The organism is Leekyejoonella antrihumi, from assembly GCF_007845645.1.
Lineage (GTDB): Bacteria > Actinomycetota > Actinomycetes > Actinomycetales > Dermatophilaceae > Leekyejoonella > Leekyejoonella antrihumi.
The window spans coordinates 1-1,381 of the sequence record NZ_VCQV01000124.1 but is presented as its reverse complement, the minus strand read 5'-3'; the positions used below and the strand labels follow the sequence as shown (position 1 = coordinate 1,381).

Below are 1,381 nucleotides of genomic sequence, written 5' to 3'. Positions count from 1 at the left end.
TCTCTGATCGCCTTGGCCAACGCCATCATCATCACCCGGCGCCTGATCCGGACCGCCTGGACCACCCACCGCTGGGACACTCGACCAACCCGCCGACCATGACCTATCCGCGGAACCTCTAAGCGGATTTGAACACGGACGTCTCGGTCAACCGTTCAAGATGTCGCCCTCGGCCACGCAGCACAACGAACGCATCGTGGCCTCGGCGCGTGCGCGTACTGTCCGGGTGGCTATCCGATCAGGATGTAGTCACGGGCGACCTCTCCGCCGCCGTTTCGTAGGAACAGGTTCATGCTGGTCGTGACGGTCGTGCCGTCGGGAGCCATCATCTCCCAGGACACCCGAAGCAGACCGTCGTTCCCGACGAACCCGGTGCACTCGGTAGCCGACGATTTGACCCTCCGAGGATGGGAGCTGCGAGACTTCCGGCTCTTCGATCGACCGGTCAGGACCTCCGGGTGACCGAGTAGAGCCCGGCAACCCACAACGGGTCGGTCACTCGCACCGTCGGCACATCCCCCTGCGGGATGGTGACGGATCGTGACACGCACGCCGGGTGTCGCCGAGCGGCGCGGTCGAACAGTGCGCGAGGATCGGGACATGGCCTTCGCCTACACGGACCGTGCCGTCGCGCGACACTTCGAATCCCACGACTCGGAAGAACTGACGAACCAGCTGACCGAGTACTTTCGAGACCTTGCCACCCGGGACGCGCATGCGCAGGTCACGGTACTCGCCGGGCCGCAGGTGTGGTCCACCCCCGACGGCAAGGTGCATGCTCTGCTCGTCGTGACGAGTGAGAGCGGCAAGGATCCCTATGACGGCTGTGACCTGGACGTGTGAGCCGCTCGGGTCTCCTGCCCGTGCGCGGGCGAGGGTATCGCCCAGGCCACGCCGGGCGCTCTGCCGGTGTCGGGCCGCCGGGCCGGGGCCGGGTGACCGCCCGGCGGGAGGTGGCTGTCGGTGATCGCGGGTCCGGTGTGCTGCCACCAGCGTGCGCTGGCCTGCGCGGTCGTGCCGTCCAGGGCTGTGGCGGTAGCGATCAGGGGCAGGTCCCGGTGGTCGCTCATCCCGGCCGCGTAGACGGTGTCCGCCGCGAGCTCGGGGTCCGCGGCCCGGGTCAGCAGCGGGACGTCGGACGGCACGCCGCCGGAGTGCGCCAGCGCGATCAGCACGTTTCCGTGAACGCCGGGGTGCAGGTCACCCGCGGCAGGCGTAGCCAGCAGGGCAAGCAGACCGGGCCGCTGGGCGGGCCCGGCTAGTGGCGTGTCGTTTTAATTAGTTTATGGTTTGATGGGATAGTTAGGCATGGCCAACCATGCTGCTCCCGCTCTGAAACTGCATCCAGGTGACCGGGCGGAGCTGGTTCGGTGGCAACGCT

2 protein-coding genes and 1 pseudogene are annotated in these 1,381 nt (G+C 67.6%); 2 read left to right on the top strand and 1 reads right to left on the bottom strand.

Features of this window, described 5'->3' with window-relative positions; translation table 11 throughout:
- Both FGL98_RS25040 and FGL98_RS25035 read left to right on the top strand, forming a co-directional pair.
- Nucleotides 1–102, top strand: a pseudogene (locus tag FGL98_RS25040) (IS5/IS1182 family transposase); the annotation flags it as partial.
- 438 nt (nt 103–540) lie between these two features.
- Nucleotides 541–843 (top strand): hypothetical protein, encoded by a 303-nt coding sequence (locus tag FGL98_RS25035; RefSeq protein ID WP_146321594.1) that lies wholly within the window; start codon nt 541–543, stop codon nt 841–843.
- Here the strand turns inward: FGL98_RS25035 and FGL98_RS25030 are convergent.
- The gene (locus tag FGL98_RS25030) at nt 816–1,175 is read right to left on the bottom strand and encodes a hypothetical protein (protein WP_146321592.1); all 360 of its coding nucleotides are present in this window, start codon (nt 1,173–1,175) and stop codon (nt 816–818) included. The genes FGL98_RS25035 and FGL98_RS25030 overlap by 28 nt on opposite strands.
- Between the last annotated feature and the right edge of the window lie 206 nt (nt 1,176–1,381).